The 15278-nt window shown below is 60.2% G+C and carries 10 protein-coding genes and 1 pseudogene; 4 read left to right on the top strand and 7 right to left on the bottom strand.

Features of this window, described 5'->3' with window-relative positions:
* Window positions 1–29: 29 nt before the first annotated feature.
* Window positions 30–626, top strand: coding sequence for an H-NS histone family protein (locus tag ACG00Y_RS27685; RefSeq protein ID WP_394484692.1), 597 nt, complete (start codon window positions 30–32; stop codon window positions 624–626).
* Here ACG00Y_RS27685 and ACG00Y_RS27680 read toward each other — a convergent pair.
* Window positions 583–837: pseudogene (locus tag ACG00Y_RS27680) on the bottom strand (DUF3526 domain-containing protein); the annotation flags it as partial. The gene ACG00Y_RS27685 and the pseudogene ACG00Y_RS27680 sit on opposite strands and share 44 nt — an antisense overlap.
* A gap of 575 nt (window positions 838–1412) precedes the next feature.
* On the opposite strand from ACG00Y_RS27680, the gene ACG00Y_RS27675 reads away from it, so the two are divergent.
* Window positions 1413–1853 carry an HAD domain-containing protein gene (locus ACG00Y_RS27675; RefSeq protein WP_394484690.1) on the top strand — a complete coding sequence of 147 codons (441 nt, stop codon included), beginning with the start codon at window positions 1413–1415 and terminating at the stop codon, window positions 1851–1853.
* Window positions 1854–2084: 231 nt separating this feature from the next.
* On the opposite strand, the gene ACG00Y_RS27670 is transcribed toward ACG00Y_RS27675, so the two are convergent.
* A complete protein-coding gene (locus ACG00Y_RS27670) occupies window positions 2085–6242 on the bottom strand; it encodes an NACHT domain-containing protein (RefSeq protein WP_394484688.1) in 4158 nt (1385 codons plus the stop codon).
* A 288-nt stretch (window positions 6243–6530) separates the two neighbouring features.
* On the opposite strand from ACG00Y_RS27670, the gene ACG00Y_RS27665 reads away from it, so the two are divergent.
* Window positions 6531–8696: an SEC-C metal-binding domain-containing protein gene (locus ACG00Y_RS27665; protein ID WP_394484686.1), complete on the top strand. Its 2166-nt coding sequence runs from the start codon at window positions 6531–6533 to the stop codon at window positions 8694–8696.
* 119 nt (window positions 8697–8815) lie between these two features.
* Here ACG00Y_RS27665 and ACG00Y_RS27660 read toward each other — a convergent pair whose 3' ends face one another.
* The 5 genes from ACG00Y_RS27660 to ACG00Y_RS27640 form a co-directional block, all read right to left on the bottom strand.
* Window positions 8816–10063: a hypothetical protein gene (locus ACG00Y_RS27660; protein ID WP_394484684.1), complete on the bottom strand. Its 1248-nt coding sequence runs from the start codon at window positions 10061–10063 to the stop codon at window positions 8816–8818.
* A gap of 145 nt (window positions 10064–10208) precedes the next feature.
* A complete protein-coding gene (locus ACG00Y_RS27655) occupies window positions 10209–12800 on the bottom strand; it encodes a hypothetical protein (RefSeq protein ID WP_394484682.1) in 2592 nt (863 codons plus the stop codon).
* Window positions 12801–12902: 102 nt separating this feature from the next.
* Window positions 12903–13607 carry a PIN domain-containing protein gene (locus ACG00Y_RS27650; protein ID WP_394484680.1) on the bottom strand — a complete coding sequence of 235 codons (705 nt, stop codon included), beginning with the start codon at window positions 13605–13607 and terminating at the stop codon, window positions 12903–12905.
* A gap of 1 nt (window position 13608) precedes the next feature.
* Window positions 13609–14271 carry a hypothetical protein gene (locus tag ACG00Y_RS27645; RefSeq protein ID WP_394484678.1) on the bottom strand — a complete coding sequence of 221 codons (663 nt, stop codon included), beginning with the start codon at window positions 14269–14271 and terminating at the stop codon, window positions 13609–13611.
* A gap of 226 nt (window positions 14272–14497) precedes the next feature.
* Window positions 14498–14797, bottom strand: a complete 300-nt coding sequence (locus ACG00Y_RS27640; RefSeq protein ID WP_394484677.1) for a helix-turn-helix transcriptional regulator — start codon at window positions 14795–14797, stop codon at window positions 14498–14500.
* Window positions 14798–15016: 219 nt separating this feature from the next.
* Here ACG00Y_RS27640 and ACG00Y_RS27635 point away from each other — a divergent pair, with 219 nt between their 5' ends.
* Window positions 15017–15205 carry a helix-hairpin-helix domain-containing protein gene (locus ACG00Y_RS27635; RefSeq protein ID WP_394484675.1) on the top strand — a complete coding sequence of 63 codons (189 nt, stop codon included), beginning with the start codon at window positions 15017–15019 and terminating at the stop codon, window positions 15203–15205.
* Window positions 15206–15278 lie beyond the last annotated feature (73 nt).

The following is a 15278-nucleotide window of genomic DNA, read 5'->3' as shown; positions in this document are numbered from 1 at the left end:
GGCGGACTTCCTCGACGGAGTTCGCACAGATGGCAGCCTCTCTTTCTCGTATCCACAACCAAATTGAACTTCTTCAAAAGCAAGCGGAGAAGTTGAAGACTGGCATCGTCCAGAGGCTGCGCAAAGAGATTGCTTCTCACGGACTTACAGCGGAAGACCTTTTTGGAGCGTCTGCTGGCGTTCCCGCCGCGCAGCGCGGTGGCGGCCTTCGGGTGAAGGCGGCTGCAAAGTCCAGCGGCGTCGCTCGGGCAGCAAAGTACGGCGACGGAACGGGCCAAACTTGGGGTGGTTTTGGAAAGCGTCCGACTTGGCTGCGCAAAGCACTGGAGGCCGGCGCGTCCTTGGAGGACTTTCTGTTGAAGGGCAAGAAGGCGACCAAGCCCGGTATGTCGGCCGCTTCAACTGAAGCGAAGACCGCCGCTGCTCCATCGGCTCGGCCCTCGAAGAGGGCGTCACGAAAGCAAGTCGCGGCGAAGACTCCGGCCGCAAAGAAGGCCGCCAAGGACGCCGCGCCCGCTAGAACTGTTGCGAAAAAAGCCTCCGCGAAACAGTTCAAGAAACCACGGGTTGCAAAGTCCGCGGTCAGTGGACAGGCATCGGGACCGGCTGAAGCCTCCGCTTCGTGAGCTTGGCGAGCGTGGGCGCACGCTTAAGGTCGCTCATCTTCAGCCCCTCGCGGCTCACAACCGGCGGAACGAAGAAGTCTCGCCGCCGTTCTTCGAAGCGCATGACCTGGCGCTGATATCGCACGTGACTCGCCGCACCGGCGCCGGAGAGGCGCTCGCCAAAGTGAGCAAGTGCGAGGCCGGGACAGAGCATCCCCCATCTCTCAACGAATACTGGCTGCCTGGTCTAGCCTGGCGTTCGGGAGCCGCTGAACAGCCGGCGCTAGAGTCCTGTCCACCTCAGGAGCGCGGGGACAAAGCTGACCGGCCATGTTGTCGGGGAAGTTGCGTTGATGCGGGGTGGGTAGGCGGCCCAAATTCGGGCTGAGGGATGCGCACCAAGACCGGAGCGAATCTGCCCGAGCGCGAGGGCTCAGCTTCCACGTCTGCTGACCACTTCTCATCATCGTCGTCGGCCTAACGGGGTCATCACAACGCACGACGCGCAAAACATCCACAGCTTAGAGACCGCACCGCGCATCGCCGGTCGAACTAAGTCCCAGCGAAAGGCGCGTTCGTGCCAACAATCATTTCCCTTAAATCGTTAAGGGAAACGATTGCTTCCAGTCGCGGCACTCGGCAGCTCACGAGGAGCGTCAGAGAATCTCTGCGGTTGGCGTCACGCAGTTTTCAGAATCGCTGTGGCGTGTTAGCTTCAGCGCGCAGCGTCATTTTCGAAGCGAAGGCTGTTCCACGGCGCGACTTGTGATGGCGGGAGAACTAAGCGATAGCGGATTCATCAACGAGATGCGTGCACTCTTTCTGGACTTCGACGGCGTCCTTCATCGTGCGGGAAACGGCTTGGAGGACACCGGGCCCATGCTGGTCTGGCTGCCGCTTTTGGCCGATGCGCTTTCCGCGTACCCAGACGTTTTGGTCGTGGTGCATTCGACTTGGCGGTATCAGTATTCGTCGGACGAGATTCGAAAACTGCTTGCAGGCTGCCTTGGTGGCCAACCGATTGCTATCGCCCCAAGGGGGCCTCGTTGGGAGGCAATCAGGTGGTTCTTGCAGATGAATCCTGCCGTTGCCTCGTATCGAATTCTCGACGATGAGCCCGACGAGTTCGGTCACCCGGCTCCGGACGAGCTTTTGGTGTGTGAATCTGCTTTAGGGCTGACTACGCCGGGCGTGCTGTCTGCCTTGATGCGATGGCTCGCATGTTCGGGCGGGGTAGAACCTGTTTAATGGGATTGGCTCCATCGGCACCGGTTTTTCGTTCGAACCGCGCGCCTTCGTGCGACCGTTCATTAGAAAAATCTGTCTAACCGTGTCTAATGAGCAGTCTCAATGCTCTCGCTTTGCGGGGAAATAGCAGGAATCAGAGGTGCGCTAGTGGTATGCGACTCGGGGCCCAAGCGAGAAGCCCCGATGAGAATACAGGTGAAGTGCAACTCATGGCTCCAGGTACTTCGTAATTCAGCAGTTGAATGGGCGCTCGGATGTCTTGAACACGACCGGCTCATCGTCTGGTCGGTACTTCATCCAGGAAAACATGTCTATCTCAGACCCGCTGCGGCCGCGCATGTCGAACAGACCTCGCCGCGCGAACCGGCGATAAACCAGCATCTGGCCGGTGTCCCGCAGGTACTGGTTCAGACTGGACCGCCTGATGAACAGCGCATCCCGCCTCTTTGTGGCAGCCTCAAAGGCAACCAAGTTTCCCCGCGCGTCGGCCCAGCCCCGCTGCCTGTCCCATCGCAGCCCAAGGCGGCTCACCAAATCCTGGCACGGCACGCGGATGCCCTCGGCACGCTCCTTTCCCGTCCAAGAGAAGTCGTACTCCCACTCGGCGCCGCGCATCAGCGAGACCTCTGTAAAGCGCATCTGCTGCTGCCCCTTGCTAAAGCTCCCGTGCTCCATCAGCTGGTCGAAAACCTTGCCGTTGGGGTACTCGCCGAAGTAGCCTCGGTAGCAGCTCGCTCCACGGCCATCGAACACATCTCGGTCGCCGCCGATTCGAGCGGACATGGGCACCCCTTCATCAACAAGCATGCTCGTGTAGCGCAGCTCTACACCGAGGTGCGAGTTGCGCCACTCCTCGCTACTCGGAGGGGAGTCGCTATCGCGCGCGCTGATGGACAGAGCCACCCACTCCTCCCCGTCGTTGGAGGTGCGAACAATGCAGGCGCCATGCGGCGTGAAATCATCGTGCCGCACCCACTTCTTGATGTCGGCGGTGGCCTTGTCCGGAAAGGGGTACTGCGGTCCTTGCAGAAGCTGGTCCGGGTACACGCGAGCCGGCGCTATGTCGCGTACGTCGGTGATGTCGGCCTTGCGCAGGTCGACCGACCAGAGATGTTGTGGTCCTGGCTTCGAATCGGACCACGAGTCTTGCTTGGGTTCGACGTTGTCGGCAAGGACTCCCACAAGACGGTGCAACAGCATCCAGTAGTACTTCTTCCCGAGACGTTCGCCGTATCCCTCGCGAGCTCGACCGCCCCCATACCGGCCCTGTACGTGGCCGTCCGCCTCAAGCGCGCACTGCTTATGGCCCGGGTAGCCAAGCCGCAGTGTCTCTACCATCAGCCAGCAGGCGATGTTCTCGTAAGTGATGCCCGCCTTCTCGAGCTCGAAATCGTCAACTGTCGACTCCACCTGGTAGCGCCAGAAGTCAGGACCCAACGACTCACCCCATAGCTTCATGTTCAGCGGGAGCTTGTCCAAGTCCAAAAGCGGTTTTGCATCCGCAAGCGTCGGCCACTTTGTCGGGGCCTTTGCCTTCGCGGGGTAGGTTTTCAGCAGCTTGGCGACACCCGCCGGGATGGGGGTATCTGCCACCAGCTCGGCCAGCAATCGCATCGAGTCCCGCACCAACACATTCGGCGTGCTGGAAGTAGTCATCAGAAGCCCCTCGAGGGCCGGCACGAACTCCGCGCTGCGCTCCGGCGTCAGCAGGCACGCGCTGTACACGGCGAGTGCGATGGACTCCAAGATGTAGTCGTCATCGCAATCCTCAAACTCGCGGGCCAACTCCCTTCCCAGCATCGGCTCGGTCGCGATGACTCGCGCGAGTGCCTTCGATGACTGGTCCCTTACGCGACGGTCCGATGCAGAACCCAGCCAGGCAAGCGTCAACGCAGCAAGCCTGCGGCTCTCAGACGGCCACCTCTTGATGTCCGCCTTCAACGTCGCGTTGATGAGCGACCACACCGCACCGTGGTCCTCGAACGACGTTGCGACCGCATGCGAGAGGTAGGCGTCCCGATTCACGAGCGCCGTGCGGTTCAAGAACAGATGGAGCCAGTGCGCCGCGTTCATGCGATGGTCGGGCACCAGGCTCAAGCGGAAGAACACCTCGTAGACGTGCAGCCACAGGCCGGGTGTGTAGAGCGCGGCCATCACGTGGTCCTCGACGTCCCTCGTCACGCTGGCCCGTGAACGCCATGTGAGCGCGTTGATGAAAAGCTCGTGCGCAAGCGCGGGGTCTAGGCCCAACTCGCTCGCCGTGATTTCGACTCCCGTCTTCTCCGGCAGCACGGCAGCAAGTGCCTCAAGCAGACCCTTCTCATCCTTGTCCACCGACGTCAGCGCAAGCGCCAGCTTGGCCACGTCAAAACCAGACGGGGTCATGGCACCTTCGACCAGGCTGGTCGCGCGGAGCACGTCACCGTACCGCTGATAGCCCATCCGAACGAGCCAAGAGTCATCCTGGCCTCCCGAGAGGATGAGCAGCCCTTCGTGCTCCAACTCCTTCAGCAGGTCTTCCGCCGAGACGTCGGTGCCGGTCAGGCCCTGCAACGCAGCGGTGCACGCCTCCCACGTACGCATCTGCGGGAGGTTTTGCGTAAGGGTGTCCGCCAACCGCAGCATGGCGGCGCGAACCAAGTTACGTGGATTGGCGTAGCCCAGGCGCTCGCGCACCAGGCCGTCGCAGTGCTTGAGATGACCCTCGAACAACGCCGTGAAGCCGGGCAGCGAGACGTCCAGAGAGTTGCGGCCCTCGTCCTTCAGCGTTCTGCACGCGAGGTGCAGAAAAAGCGGGTTGCTCAGCTCGGGGCTAAAGAGCGGCGTGATTTCAGCATCCAAGCCGTAGTGCGCGGCGAACGCCTGGACGGCCTCAAATTCCTGCCCGGCAAAGCCGGCATGCTCGAAGGCGAAGCCGGGAAAGCGTGAGTCGACGACCAAGTCTCGGTACGTGTCGCGCGTGGACACGCACACGCGGATGCCCGGATACGGCTTGCACTGAACCAGGAGCTCCGGAAGCTTCTTCCTCCATCGCGCGTCACGCGGACTTTCGTTGAGCGCGTCGATGTAGATGACAAACGGAAGTTCCGAGTGGTCGGCGCAGGCCTGCAAGCACTCGAACAGCGCCTCCTGGTCGACGCTTGCGCTAAAGCCCAGCTTCGTGCGAAGGACCTCCCAAGGCTCGGCTTTTCCGAAGTCGTCCCCGAACACCACCAGCGAGAAGCCGCCCACCGCCAGCCTGCGAATCGCGGCGCTGACGATGGCGTGTGTCTTCCCGATGCCGGCTGGCCCGACCAGCAGCAGCGAGTTCGTCAGCGCTGCGCCAATCTCGCCGGACGCCAGCACTGACTCGAGACGACGCGCAGCCCTTTCCCAGTCTCGTGCGGCGTCCATATCGCCGGCCGGGAAATTGCACATGTATTCAGCATGGAACTGGCGGAAGGATGGCGTGTCCCTTTCTCGACCATGCTCATCGTAGAAGGCCATCTCTTGGGCCTCACGGGCCCTGGCAAACAGCGGAAGCAGCTCTGTCAGGGCTTCGTTGAGCGCCGCAACGGCTGCCGCCGCTGTAGCGACGTCCGAGATTCCGCCAGCAGCCGTGAGCAATCGCTTAATCAGCTCCCTGGCAGACGCGGCGTCCTTCTCGCCAAGGATGTCCAGGGCGTCATCACCCCAGCCGCGCAGGCTCTGAATCGATGACATGACAGGCAGGAGCGATTCCTCGCGCCATGCCGCAAAGTCGCCCGTTCCCCCGAAGAAGTCCAGCCCGTCGTGCGCATCGGTGGCCACGTCCAACGCGCCGGTGTATCTAGGCCCCGCGAACGCCACGGCCTCATCGATGGACCGCTTGATGCGGGCTTCGGTAAGGATGGAATCGTCGAACCAATACCTCCGTCGCCCGCCGTGAGGGTCGAGGTCCAGCAGTTGGGTGCGGATGACCGCTGCCGTGCACAGGGTTACGGTCAGCGGCGCGCCGCGCTTTTTGGCTTGGGTCTCGACATCTTTCTTCCACACTTCGAAGCGCTCAGCCTGGCTGACGCCGCGCTTCCCGCCTCCTGTGCGGCCGGTCAGGTCGAACGGGATGTAAACCCAGTACTTCGACAACGTGGGATGGTTGACGAGGGCCGTTTTAAGCGAGCCATCAATCTGGTCGAGCTCAGCCGCGTCCAGCTTGAAGAAGTACTTCGCCTGCACGCCCAGCACATCGCCCGCCGGCGTGCGGAAGTAGGCCTCGACACCGCCATCGCCGCCATCGCCACGAAGGCTGACAAACGTGGAACCTTCGGGCGCTGAGCAACTGCTCCGGAAAAGTTGAACCGCAAGCGCCTCAAAGCTGTCGTTGCGACTCTTCGGAGCGCTTCTGATTCTGGCGAAGTCGAGCGTCGTCATGCACTATCCCCTCTAAGGTTCTTGATATCGTGGTGCTGGAGCTGTGCTCGTTCCTGACCTGGTTCAACCGCAAGTTTCGCTTAGCGCCGCACTAATTAGATGTTAGCCAGCCCTGGTTTCTCACGACGTCTGAGGTGCTGCTGCGGCAGTGCTGACGCGGACGCCCTGGGCGAGTCGGGGCCTGCCTGTGGATGTATCGTTCCATCGCTCAGGTCGAATCACACGGGGCGCTATCGGGCGTCTTCGAACCACCTTCGGCAGTCTGGGCCTGCCTAGAACCTTCATCCCATGAAGCCAAGAGCGATTCGAAGTGAGCAAGAGGTCATCGCAGAGTTGCTAGCGCTGACCGCATCGCCGGGATACGTGCATGCGGTAGCGGCCATCTGTGTGCGTGACAGCCTCATCGTCTATCAGGACGAGCTGAAGGCAGACGACATGCAGAAGTTTCACCAGCCCGAGCGCCTGCTGCGGACTGAGGTGACGACGGTGCTCGGACTGATGTGCCGTAGCGCTTTGGACCTCACGGTTCCGACGGCGGCGGACCTGACCAGATACGTGTCTCAGACCGATTCGCTGCTCAAGGAATTCCATGAGGCCATGTGGGCGCCGGCCGCATCCGCGATGACGAAGGCCGTGGAGGAAGGAACGCTCGACGAGTTTGCCGACGGTGCTCAGATGCGCGAGGCAATTTTCTACGCTACTGAGGGTGCGTATACCTTCCAGTACCGAGACCTGCTCCTGGACAAGTACGGTTCGGATGACAACTGGCTTGTGGCCAACAAAGGCTTCACCGCCTATCAGGCGAGAGAAATCGCGCGGAGCATGTGCGATGCGACGAGCGCCAAGGGGCAGGAGCTCTTCAACGCCGCAGTGGACTCGGGTAGGCAGCCTGACAGTTGGCTGCCCATGTTCGAGTTCCGAGCCGAGGATGTTTCCCATCAGAGTGGGGTGGCTCTGGATGTCGTTCAGGCATTCTTCCGGGCCTTCACCTTGCTGGGCAGGAATGAGGGGTTCCAGCACGTCGGTGACTTCAACCAGGTTTCCGCGACGCCTCTGATTCCGACAGGCACCGGCAGCGTGCTGCTGTTCGATGTCGGAGCGTTCTACGAGGCGGTCTACGAGTCGCCCTTTTACTGGATGCATGCCGACAAGGCCTATAGGCCAACGGCCAACGCGCACCGTGGGGCGTTCACCGAGAACTTCGCTGCTCGCCGCTTTGCTTTGGTCTTTGGCCGGAGGAACGTCCACACCAATGTGAACTTCCTCAAAGGCAAGCAGGTCGTTGGAGAGGCCGACGTCCTGGTCGTGTTCGGAGACCGCGTCATCGTGGTTCAGGCCAAGGCAAAGAAGCTGACGCTTGAAGCACGCAAAGGAAATGATGGCCAGCTACAGAAGGACTTCGGGGCAGCCATCCAGGACGCCTGTGACCAAGGGTGGGACTGCGCAAGTTTCTTGGTTTCAGGGGGCTGCCGTCTCGAGGACGCCAGCGGACGTGAGATTGCCGCTCCCGCGTCCATCAGGGAGGTGTTTACGCTGAGCTTGGTGGCGGAGCATTACCCCGCTCTTGCCCATCAGGCTCGGCAGTATCTGAAGCATCGGAGCACCGACGTTATCCATCCGCCGCTTGTGATGGACGTCTTTCTGCTTGATGTGCTCACTGAGTTCCTGTTCAGCCCGCTCCGACTCTTGCACTACTTGCGGATGCGCGTGGGTATCGGCGAGAAGATTCTGGTGAATCATGAACACACGTCGCTGGCCATTCACCTGCGGACGAACATGGGGCCGCAAGGTGACTTCAATCTGGCGCTTTTGGACGACTCGTTCACGGCGGACATGGACGCAGCGATGCTTGTTCGGCGCGACAGTCACGCCGGTGAGCGCGAACCACGTGGAATGCTGACGAAGTTCAAGGGCACTCACTTCGAGTCTGTTGTAGCGCAGCTTGAGGAGCAGGCGATACCTCATGCTATTGAGTTTTGCTTGTTGCTCCTATCCTTGGGCGAAGACTCAGTTAGAGGGTTTAATCAGGCGTACGAGGCCTTGGTGAGGAGGGGGCGCGCAGATGGGAAACGTCACGACGTCACTTTCCATTTCGGCGAGGGGCAGGCTGGGGTAACACTGCACTTCAATGCAGTGCACGATGCCGAGGCGGTAGCTCAGCTGCAGACACACTGCGAGGTGCGAAAGTACACTACGCGGTCCAACAGCTGGTTCGGTGTGTCCATCGGCGCCGACGGCCAGATTCATGCCGCAATTGCCAACGAGTTACCCTGGGAGAAGTCCGACGACATGGACGAGTTGACCTCGCGGCTGGGGGATGGCAAGGGCTGGCGTACTGCCCTGCACAAGTTTGCAAGTGATGCGAGGAAACTCAAGGTGGGGCGCAATTCGCCATGCACCTGTGGGAGTGGCAGGAAGTACAAGAAGTGCTGCCTGGCAACCGAACGGCGCTGAGCTGGATACCTCAGCGCCTTGGCAGCGGCAGGCCCTCAAAGAGCCCGGCGAAGTCAGGGGAGCGGTGGAACACAGCGCCTACGTGGATTTCGGCATCATCGGCTGCTGACCGCAGGCACTCAACGCGACAGTTTGCTGGGCCTTGTTAGGTTTCCCTGTACAAGAATAGTGATGACAGCAATCTCTGCGGGTGGTGCTGAGAAAAGAATGGAGATTCCGTCCGCTGCCGGCAAAGGCGCGGTGGTCTTCATAGTGCAGTCCAACACGCACAGAACGGCAACGCGCTTGCCCTTGGCGACGGCGTAACTGGCCGTCTGCTCAACGTATCCCTGACAGTCACTGACCTTCTTCAAGCCGGACGGGGTGGACTTCAGCTCGATGACGATGTCGTGGAAGTTCAAGTCCGTGATGCCACCAGCAGCCTTCGGATGCTCGGCTAGGTCGGCGCCAATCCGAGGATTCCGTCGCAGTTCCTTGCGCACCTCATCCTGGAACCTGGCTTCGGACCAGACCCCATCGAACTCTGCATCTTGAACTGCACGCCCAGCAAGACCGCCCAGGACAGTGAGTATCTCCAACAAGTCCGTCAGCTCTTGGGCATTCACGAGAGCTGCACGTCGAACATCATCCCGAATCTTCAGGAGCTTCTGGTCCACGGCGACGTACCCGGTGATTGGATTCACCTTCACGTCCAATCCTTCGATAAGCAACGTGCGGTGACCCACAACCGATACGGGCTGCTCCGCGACTGTGGGCTCGAAAGCGGCCGAGTACTTGAATTCGTACGGCCGTGTACTCAAACCTTGCGCGAGCTGCAGGACGGCCCGCCCTCGCTGCATCAAGATAAACGGCGCTTCGCCAACGGGCCTCTCAAAGACAAACTCGGAGAGGTCATATGTGCTGCGCAGCTCAGTGGAAACCGGCGAAAGTCGTAGCCGTTCAGCCAACGTGGGCCAGCGCGAAACGCGGACTTCAATCTCCAGGTCGTGAAGGACCTGCGGTGCAAGGTGATGGATGTTCGCTGCAGCTTCGCCATCTATCTGGAACTTGAGGAACGCCACCGATAGCTCTGCGGGTGGGGGCGGGGGGGCCTCTTTCTCCACCGGCCTCGGCAGTCTGCTAGAGCCATCAGAGAAGAAGCCTACTGGCAGAGGCACGCCCGCCAAAGCTTTGCACAGTGCTTCCAAATCATCCAACGAGGCGATGCCGGGGAGCGACCGTGATGCCGTTGCCAGAGCAGCTGCCGCTTCGTTGTCGCCGTACTCCTTTAGCCATAGGCGATATCGTTCTACGGCGCTTCGCAGGAAGCGCTCAGCTCCATCGGTAGCATCAAGCACCGCGTTGCGCCACTCGACGAGGCTGGCCACTAATCTAAGGAGCCCAGCCAGAGCGCCATATGCGGTTGCGGTCGTCGCACGCCCGTACTTCAGCGAGGCATCGTCCAACGCGGAGCTTATCTCTCGCAGTCCGTTCGCATCGCACGCTTCCCCAGCGGAAACTGACCTCAGCGAGTCAATTGCCTGAATCCGGCTGAAGAAAACTTGGGAGAGCACTACGTCTTTCTGCATATCGCTTCCTGTCCTCCTCGAGGGCTGACTCAATCTGTATCCACTCGGCTTTCAAAGCTTGCTGTCGCGGTACGTCACCGGCAGCTACTGCAGCCTCAAACTGCACGGCAACAACATGGAGCCGACGGTTCATCTTGAAGCGTCGCTCAGGCGCCGTGTCCGGGATGAAAGTCCAGGTTGCCTCGATGGCGCTCACGGCCTGGCTCCATGCGCCAACCCGAGTCAAAAGCTCGATGACTGAACCAGCAACCGAGAGCCTCTGAGGATTACGTCGGACGAAGCTCGCTAAGTCCTCGGCTCTATCAAGCGCCACTGAATCAGGGATGGAATTGACAAGCCTACAGGCGTCCTCCTCGCCATACTCGCTCAACTTGCGGTCTTCAAAGACTCGACCGACCAAATCTACAAAAATCGGCTCGGCGCAGAGGTCGCTGGCCATCCTTGCAAAGTCGTCGACATGCGAGCTTGCTGGCACGCCCATCAGGAACTTTATGAACGCACGTCTGTATCCTCTGGATAGCTTGGCCGGCGTTGAGAATCTTCGCAGGTAAAGTGCCATGCAGCGCAGGAGGAAATTGTGCTCATCTTTCTTTCCCTGGTAGTACAGAACCAGAGACAGCAGGGCACTCTCTGCGCTGCCCTCTAGTTCTGTAGGCAGCGCGACGCTAGGAAGTGCTTCGACTGCTCTCTTGTGAACGAGAACGTACCGGTCATGGAGAAGAAGCACGAACGCTTCAAGAACGAGGCTGGGAAGGTCTGAGAGCAGACCTTTTCCGAGGTCTCCGAGAGCCTCCGCGGCGGCCGCGCGACGCAGAACTGACGTGCCGACCATCGCCGAATACAAATGCGGAAGAACTAGATTCAGCGTGCTGGGCCTGTCTATTAGGTGTGGAGTCGCCCTCAAAAGCGTAGAGCTCAGGCCGTCGCGCCGCTCGTCCACATTTGCGAGGAACCCAACGTATGAGGTCGTCAGGTCCAGGTTCCCCTTTGCGGCGGTGGCCGCAATTGCCGCGCAAGAGTCGCGAAGCTGCCGAAGCGACTGCATCAAGTTGTCTGCATCGAGCTGCTCAAGGAGGGTTGTGGCTGGCTTCCCGCTCTTTTCGCGGTCGCACGCTTCCATGCGGTCGTCAAGAACTGCGGCGGTTCCAAGTGGAGCGTCAATGTTCTGCCTGGCAGCTGACACCAGCTCCTCCGGCTCGTTCCTGAACGCCTGAACTACGTTGGACAGCACCTCACCGTTCGATGACTTTCCTGCCCACGAAAGCAGTCGCTTGAGTACTACGGCGTTAACCTTCTCGTCCAGCTGTAGCTGCGTCCCCCCTAAGTACTTGCTGCGCATCGACCGCCGAGAAACGCGCTCGTAGACATCTGATAGTCGCTCTTCACCTTCACTGGAGGCGCTCGTAAAGTAGTCGGCGATGAGCGCGTCCGTATTTTCAGGGTCAGAGAGGAGTGCTGCGGCTACTGCTTTGCTCATGTCACCACAAACCATCTGAAGCTCGCGGTCGGCTTCGTCCTCGTCAATCAGCAAGTTGGCGCGCGTGAGCTTCGCAATGATTGCTCGGGCGAATCGCGGCAGTAGGCTCACATCGTCTTCGCCGAGAACCTCAAGCGCAGCGATACCCAAGCGAATCGGGTAGGAGCTCTTGTAGTCCAGCAGCGCCTGAATCACGCGGCAAACGGTATCTGGCCTAGCCTTGTAGACAGCCCTCAATGGACCGGGGCGGCGAGCAGGCACTGAAACCGGTAACTGCGACTCCGGCAGCCGGGCGAGCGAAATCAGTGCACGCACGGCCTTCTCCATCGCTTCTTCGGAGCCGGAGGACGGGCTAGCCATCACGATATCAGCGGCCACCTCGACAGCAACATGCTTAGCTAAGCATTCCAAGGCAGCTTCGGTGACCCGACCACGGTCTGCTCCTATCTTGCGAAGAACAAGCAGCGCCTGCTCATGGAGGTTCATCTCGGAGGAGGTCGCCAACTCAAAGAAGTACTCGACGATGGGCGTGGTGAATACCTCGGGTGCGAGTCTTGCTGTCTCGACAACCTTTGTCTTGGCATCGCTGGACCGGCTCTCATCCAGGGCATCGATGTCATCCAGCAAGCTGCATGTTGCTGCGCTCTGCCCTATTCGCAATGAGGCACGCCGTGCTATACGTGCTTGGTGAGCGGATTCTGCGGCTACCGCATTCGCTTTGTCGGCTGCTCGTCGAGCTTCAACGGCACGGTCGCGCTGGTCGATTAGCTGAAGCAGGTTGGGCAGTCGCAACGCAGCTCGTTTGTCACAGTGATTGCAATTCCGGTCGTAGAAATCGACCGCCGTCTCCTCAAGGTACCAGCCCGCCATTCCACCAACATGTGCGTGGTCGCAACTTAGTCCAAGCATGCCAAGGGGAAGTCCAGTCATCTGCGCTATCAGACCGACTCCGCCGCGATTCACGACCGTGGCATGGGAACAGAAGTTGTGGACGAGCTCCCAGACCTCTTTGTTGCGAAGGCCTGTCTGGACATGGCGCTCGAACTCGGCTTCGTTCATGTCACGCGTCGGATTCGTGAGGTAGTTGGTCCCAACTCCGGCAGCACCAGAGGTAATGCTCATAAAGGGGTCGCCGAGGGGGAAGGAGAGGCCGCTGCTTCATCAGAGTCCGAGTGCTTTCTTCATGAGTTCATGGGTGCTCCCATAAACAACACGTTCCGCTAGCAGGTGGGCGTCGAGTGGCGCAGGCGGCTGCCTGGACACAGGGTCTAGATACTCGTTAGTGTTAGACGACCCAAAAACCATGCGGCCTGCGAAGCCAGCGGCATTCAACTGAGCCGCGGTTTCGAGATAGCTCTCAATAACGAAGCAGTCTTTGCTGTTCTCCTTGCCCCTTCTTGCTGGCGCAACACCGTGCCTGACTCGGTCCATCGCCTTCTGCGCTACCGCTGGTCCTGCGGGTACGGAGATTCCAACTGCGACCCAGCGGCTTAACACGGCGGTTGCCCTCGCGACGTGGTCCACGAGGTGGGTGGTGCTGGTAGCGCCAGCTGCTCCGTACTCCATCGCGACACGGTCAATGTGATTCGCTTGGGTGATGTACTCGCGCATCGCTTTGCCAGCCACTTGCAAGACGTCCGCCAGGTTGTCATTCAGTTCGAGCGAGACCTGCTCGGCAATCAAGACGGTCAGCCTGGAGCCAGTTTCCGCAGCTGCCAACATGGCCATCGCCGCCTTCACATTGCCAAGCCTGCAATCATGACGCATCGGCTCCCGCACGATGTCCAGAAGCGAGCACGTGTCCAACATGAGAACCGGAGCCCCTGCGCCCAGGATTTTCGCCAAATCGGCGGGACTGAGCGCCATCTCAGCGCGTCTGGTCGTAAAGCTTGAGAAGAGTACGGCTGAGGTCGTACTCCGATGCCAGCTCGTAGGCAATTTCCAGCGGCCAGCTTTCTGTCTCGATGAGCCAGCGCGCCAGCCGGTCGCTCTCTAGCGTCGATTTTTCTCGGTGGGCCACTAACAGAAAGAGAAGCCAGCGCTTCTCGTCCATCGGGTGAGTGCGCCCCGTCGACTTGTTCGCCAGCGACGAGAATGTCTTCAGCGCCTTCGCGCAAGCATCCCCTGCCCAGTCTTCAATCGATTGAAGAGCTCCAGTGACCTCGAATGTCAACGGAGTGCTCTCGCTTGCTGGCTGAATCACCGATTGAATGAAGTGTTGTAGCGCAGCGTTGTAGCCGGCGACACCCAGCTCCCCACTCTTCGACGGCACGATGTTGGATACCTTGTAGCTGGCATCTTTTGCCGAGAACATCCAAAGCGACACGCCTGGAAGGTTGGGAGTGGCGGCCCGCTCTAGTGCAAGCATGTCGTCGTTGCCCAGCGCCGCGGACTTTTCCTCTCGCTCAGGTTCGTGACTCCACCCGTTGTCCAAGTTGGCCAGAACTGCGGCTCGCACGGCAACTGCGCCTTGTGGATGGCGCAGATAAAGTTCCTGAAATACCTCGAGGGCTTGCGTCTTTTCAGTCATGCAGTTCATCTCCTGGTTGCTTCGGGCTGGCGACAGCCGCATCCCGGGTCCGTTGCGAAGAAGTCTATAGGCGGCCGGCGTGTGCAAGCGGCCAAGTCTCGTCTGTCCAAGACGCGATTTGGCAGTCGCATTCCATTCGACACCGGCGCAGATTTGATGGCGGTACGCGCTTGAACCTTGCTGTGAGGAGGCATCGATACCGCCATTGCGGTACCTCCCGGTAGCCTCAGCGCTGCATGAGCTTGTCCACGACCGACTCAGGCGCATCAATTCCGTGGGGCTGAGAAAAGTACTTGCCACCCGACGCGATGAAGCCTTTCAGCTCTGGCAGCAAGCTCTTTGGCACCACAAGCAACTCTAGGTCGAGCGCCCGGCAGTACTCGAATACCGAGGAAAGCTGCGGGTCGGCTGAGCCAGTTTCCATCTTGCTGACCGTCTCTCGCGCAAGACCTGAGCGCTCGGCCAAGGCGCTCTGGGTAACGCCCGCCAGCTTGCGGATTGCCTGCAACTCACCCATCAAGCGCATCGTAGCTCTCCATGTGAATGTTGGCTCACAGGATAGCGCGTTTGTGAGCTAAAGCTCACGCGACTGCTGCGGGAACCTGATGCGGCTCGATGGCGGAGGCAGCCTTCAAAGTTTGGAGGTGGCAGCCAGCCACGCTTCCAGCGCTTCAAGAACGCCTGGTGTTTTCAGCCCCAATGAGGGTTTGCAGAGCAGTAGCTCCGGTGGCAGTTCATCAGCGGCATGCGCGAGGACGTCGCCCAGCGCATCGTCGCAGCTCGGGCAGGAGCGCCGTTCCTGAGCGCTGAAGACCTGTGCCTGCGCGCGCGGCTGGAGACGCCGGTGATGAAGCGTCTGGCGGGCGGTGACGCGCTACAGAGTCGGCCCTGCAGAACGCCTGCAACCCGCATGAACACTAGCTTTTCGGGGTGAGTGCCGATGGTCAGAACTCCCAGGAAGATATTCAATCCATAGCAGTTGCTGGGAGTTTTGGGGAGGCGAGTCG

The organism is Pelomonas parva, from assembly GCF_043555835.1.
GTDB classification, from domain to species: domain Bacteria; phylum Pseudomonadota; class Gammaproteobacteria; order Burkholderiales; family Burkholderiaceae_C; genus Pelomonas; species Pelomonas parva.
The sequence above is the reverse complement of the archived record's forward strand: the minus strand, read 5'-3'. Positions and strand labels throughout refer to the sequence as shown.